Below are 4,618 nucleotides of genomic sequence, written 5' to 3'. Positions count from 1 at the left end.
CCGTTGCGCTGCGTGAATTTGCGGTATATCGGCTTTCGCCATGAACGATCCGACCAGTCGATTGATGAGCACTTATGAGATTGAAATCGGCCTTTTCCCTGTGTTGCCAGTGACATGATCAAGCACAATCCGCCTTCTCCCGAACCGTTGCACCGCGCCATTGCGCGGTTCGGCCAGGCCACAGTGCTGGTGGTCGGCGACTTCATCCTCGATCGTTTCGTCAACGGCGTCATCGAGCGGATCTCGCCGGAGGCGCCGATACCGGTGCTGCACGGGCGCGGCGAGACCTCGACCATGGGCGGCGCCGGCAATGTCGTGGCCAACATCGTTTCGCTCGGCGCTGCCGCTATTCCCGTCTCGGTCATAGGCACCGATGTGGCAGGCGATAGCCTGGTGCGGATGCTCGGCGAGCTTGGCGCCGATACGGCGGGCCTCGCGCAGGAGCGTGGTCGCATGACCTCGTCCAAAAGCCGCTTCAGCGCGCTCAACCAGCAGGTGCTGCGTTTCGACGAAGAGGAGATCAAGCCGCTCGGCGCTGCGGAGCGAGCCGGCCTGATCCGGCATTTCCGCGCCGCGCTGGCGCACGCCGACATCGTCATCCTGTCCGATTACGGCAAGGGCATCCTGCTCGACGGCGTCGCCGGCGACTTGATCGCCATCTGCCGCGAGGCTGGAAAGCCGGTGCTGGTCGACCCGAAAGGCCGCGATTACGCGCGCTATGCCGGGGCGACCGCCATTACCCCCAACCGCAAGGAACTCGGCGAGGCCGCCGGCCATGCGGTGTTCGCCGATGACGAGATCGTGGGTGCCGCACGCGAGCTGATTTCGGCACATGGTTTCGATTTCGTGGTCGCGACGCGCAGCGAAAAGGGCATGAGCGTGGTCGGCCCCGACGAGGCGCGCCACATCGCCACCCAGGCGCGCGAAGTGTTCGACGTTTCGGGCGCCGGCGACACGGTGATCGCGAGCTTCGCGCTGGCGCTGGCCGTGGGCGCCGATACGGTCATGGCCGCTTCGATCGCCAATGCCGCTGGTGGCGTCGTGGTGGGAAAACGCGGCACCGCGCGGCTGACGGTCGAGGAACTCACCGGCGCGCTGTTCCGTTCGCATGGGCCGACGGCCCACAAGGACGCCATCCTCGACGCCACGTCGGCCGCGCGCATGGTGGCGGCGTGGAAGGAAGAGGGCCTGAGCGTCGGCTTCACCAATGGCTGCTTCGACATCCTGCATGCCGGCCATGTCAGCTTGCTGCACGCGGCGCGCAGCCAATGCGACCGGCTGGTGCTCGGCCTCAACAGCGATGCTTCGGTGCGGCGACTGAAGGGCGCCGGGCGCCCGGTCAACGACCAGCACGACCGCGCCTGCGTGCTGGCAGCACTTGCCTCGGTCGATGCGGTCGTGGTTTTCGAGGAAGATACGCCGCTGGCGCTGATCGAAGCGCTGCTGCCCGACATACTGGTCAAGGGGGCCGATTACACGGTCGACACCGTGGTCGGCGCCGATGTGGTGCAGAAGGCCGGCGGACGCGTCGTGCTGGTCGATCTGGTCGCCGGAAAAAGCACCACCAACACCATTGGCAAATTGCGCGCCGGCGGCACCACAAACTGAGGGTTTCATGTCCGAGTTGAACGATTACCTTGTCCGCTCCGTGGCTGCCATATCAGCCATGGTCGAACGGGACCTGACCGGTGAGATGGAGCGGGCAGCGAGCGCCGTGGTGACTGCGCTTTCGTCGGGGAAAGCTTTGCTCATCGCCGGCAATGGCGGCTCGGCCAGCGACGCCATCCACATTGCCGGCGAACTGGTCGGCCGCTTTCTCAAGGAGCGCAAGGCCTACAATGTCATCGCGCTGCCGGCCAATGCAGCGGTGCTGACCGCCTGGGGCAACGACTATGGATTCGACACGGTGTTTTCGCGCCAGGTCGAGGCGCATGGCGCTGCCGGCGGCGTGCTCCTGGCGATCTCGACCAGCGGCAATTCGCCGAGCATCCTTGCCGCCGCCGAACAGGCGCGGAGGATGGATATGACGGTGATCGGCATGACCGGCGACACCGGCGGCAAGCTGAAGCCTCTGTCCGATATCCTGCTCAACGTGCCGTCGACCTCGACGCCGATCATCCAGCAGGGGCATCTGTGCCTTTACCATCATCTGTGCGAGGTGGTCGAAGCGCGCCTCAGCAATGGCTGATCCCACGACCTCTGGCCGCTTTCCGCTGGCGGAGCCGGGCCTATGGGTCGAGCGGGTCGGCTCAAGGGTGTTCGCCGCCGGCTCGCCGGCGCTGTTCCTCGATCGCGACGGCACCGTCAATGTCGATACCGGCTATCCGGATGATCCTGCCGAAATGGTGCTGCGCGCGGACATAGCCGCGGTGATAGCCGCCGCCAACCGGGCTGGCATTCCGGTCATCATCGTCACCAACCAGTCGGGCATCGCGCGTGGCTATTTCGGCTGGGGCGATTTCGCCGCCGTCAATGGCCGCGTGCTCGAGCTGCTGCGCGTCGACAATGCGTTCGTCGATATGGTCGTCGCCTGCGCCTATCACGAAGCTGGCTCCGGTGTGCTTGCGGTTGCCGATCATCCGATGCGCAAGCCCAATCCGGGCATGCTGCTGGAGGCGGCCGGGCGCCTCGGGCTCGATCTGCGGCGTTCGCTGATCGTCGGCGACAAGGAGGCCGACATGGAGGCGGGACAACGCGCCGGCCTCGCGCAGGGCTGGCTGGTAGATGGACAAGCAGCTGTCCGATCGGGCTTCACAATTCGGCCTTGGTGCGAGCGCGCGGATTTCGACGGCCTGCTCGCCGCAATAGCTGCGCTTGGCACCGCCTCGGGCGCGCCGTGACGGCTTACATCCGATCTTTGTCTCGCCAGGCTTCATAAAGCTTGGCCTCTGTCGCGAACGAATACAGCATCACCAGCATCGAATAGACGAACCCGTGCCGGCCGCACAGGAAGTAGCGCTTGGCCAGGTAGAACTTCAGAAAGTTGCCGAGCGGCGACAGCACCAGTCTTATCAGGCCGGGCTTCTTGGCTCGTTCGACAAGCGTGGCAACCTTGAGGCTGGAGTAGGTGTTGGCCCTTGCCAGATCCTCGGCAATAGTCATTTCGCGGCGATGCAGCAGCACGCCATTTTCTATCGTGCCGGTTTCGCCTGGCACCTCGAACGACTCATGGACCCGCAGATTGAGGTCCATCGTGGCCTTGTCGCGGCGGAAAAGACGCAGCAGCCTGTTGTGAAGCACCCAGCGGTGCGCATAGCCATAGCCCTTCAGCTTGTCGCGGCGTCTGATGTACCATCCGTCGAAGGCGTCATTCCCAAGCTGGGTCACATTCGTGATTGACTGCCTGAGCACGTCGTCGATGGCCTCGTCGGCTTCAATCGAAAGGCACCATGGTTGCGTGGCCTGATCGAGCGCGAATTGCCGCTGACGAGGAAAGCCCGGCCAATCGTTGTGAAACAGCCTTATCGGGTAGCCTTTGGCGATGTACCCGTTGACGACGTCCAGAGTGCTGTCCGTCGAGCCCGAATCGACGACGATGATCTCGGCGCAGAAATCGACGCTTTCCAGGCACTCGCCGATCATGTCGGCCTCGTTCATGCAGATGACCAGCGCCGAAACCGGGCTAGAAAATCGAGTCATCGTCCCACCCCACGGCACACTGTTCTCGGAATTGGGCTGCCCTGCGCCCCTGTTTACGCAATCCCGAAAGCGCTATGCGCTTTACCCGGGAAAACCGTTACATACTTTTTCTGGAATTGCTCTAGGAAACCAACAAGACGGCTACGGCAGAAATTCCGGCTTCACAGGAGAGCTATCGAACGCCAAAGCGGCGCTGATATGGCGAGGCCTTCAAGCGACATCGGCGAAAGCTCGTTGCGGTTCAGCCGGCTCAAGGCTGTGCGAACGAGACCAGCCCTTCGTCCTTGACCCGGCGGATGGTGAGCGCTGTGCGCACCGTGTCGACATTCGGGGTCGAGGTCAGTTCCTCGATGACGAAGCTCTGGAAGGCGCCAAGGTCGCTCGCCACGCAATGCAGCAGGAAATCGGATTCGCCCGACACCATCCAGGCGTCGCGTACGATCGGCCAGCCGCGGGTGCGCTCGGCAAAGATGCGCAGTTCGGCATCGGCCTGATGATGCAGGCCGACCAGGCAGAAGGCAACGACATCGAGGCCGAGCGCTGGTGCATTGAGCAAGGCACGGTAGCCACGGATGATGCCGGCTTCCTCCAGGCGCTTGACGCGGCGCAGGCATGGCGGCGCCGAAATGCCGACGCGGTTCGACAGTTCGACATTGGTCATGCGGCCGTCGCCCTGCAATTCGCGCAGGATCTTCCAGTCGATGGCGTCGAGGTCGGCCTTGAGCGGCATGGGGGCTCTCGATCATGAGGGGCAATACGCAAGAATCTTGCGTGATTTTGTAATTAAACGACTTCGCTGTCCATTCCATCCTTCGCCCGGAATATTTCGCGGGATCAGCGGCCGACAGGTGCGACAAAGCTTTCCGGGGACGAACACCAACTTGCCTTGCTGGCGTCGTGGGCAACACTTACATTACGCGCGACAATGATCGAGTTTTCCATGCCGCAATTGCCGGCAGCCCTCCGCAGAGGCTTTAGA

The 4,618-nt window shown here is 63.3% G+C and carries 5 protein-coding genes; 3 read left to right on the top strand and 2 right to left on the bottom strand.

The genetic code is table 11. The features are described 5' to 3' along the window. Nucleotides 1-114: 114 nt before the first annotated feature. From rfaE1 to EN984_RS23480, 3 genes are read left to right on the top strand one after another with little or no spacing between them, the layout of a single operon-like run. Entirely contained in the window at nucleotides 115-1,608 is a 1,494-nt protein-coding gene (rfaE1, locus tag EN984_RS23490) for a D-glycero-beta-D-manno-heptose-7-phosphate kinase (protein WP_127270424.1), read from the top strand. A 7-nt stretch (nucleotides 1,609-1,615) separates the two neighbouring features. Next, entirely contained in the window at nucleotides 1,616-2,188 is a 573-nt protein-coding gene (locus EN984_RS23485) for an SIS domain-containing protein (protein WP_127270425.1), read from the top strand. Next, a complete protein-coding gene (locus EN984_RS23480) occupies nucleotides 2,181-2,840 on the top strand; it encodes an HAD-IIIA family hydrolase (RefSeq protein ID WP_127267434.1) in 660 nt (219 codons plus the stop codon). The genes EN984_RS23485 and EN984_RS23480 overlap by 8 nt, the downstream gene beginning before the upstream one ends. A gap of 4 nt (nucleotides 2,841-2,844) precedes the next feature. On the opposite strand, the gene EN984_RS23475 is transcribed toward EN984_RS23480, so the two are convergent. Both EN984_RS23475 and EN984_RS23470 read right to left on the bottom strand, forming a co-directional pair. Then, a complete protein-coding gene (locus EN984_RS23475) occupies nucleotides 2,845-3,639 on the bottom strand; it encodes a glycosyltransferase family 2 protein (protein WP_127267435.1) in 795 nt (264 codons plus the stop codon). 250 nt (nucleotides 3,640-3,889) lie between these two features. Then, the gene (locus tag EN984_RS23470) at nucleotides 3,890-4,369 is read right to left on the bottom strand and encodes an Lrp/AsnC family transcriptional regulator (protein ID WP_013530077.1); all 480 of its coding nucleotides are present in this window, start codon (nucleotides 4,367-4,369) and stop codon (nucleotides 3,890-3,892) included. Between the last annotated feature and the right edge of the window lie 249 nt (nucleotides 4,370-4,618).

The organism is Mesorhizobium sp. M7A.F.Ca.CA.004.12.1.1 (genome assembly GCF_003997835.1).
Lineage (GTDB): Bacteria > Pseudomonadota > Alphaproteobacteria > Rhizobiales > Rhizobiaceae > Mesorhizobium.
Note: the sequence above shows the minus strand (reverse complement) of the source record. Positions and strands in the feature narration are given on the sequence as shown.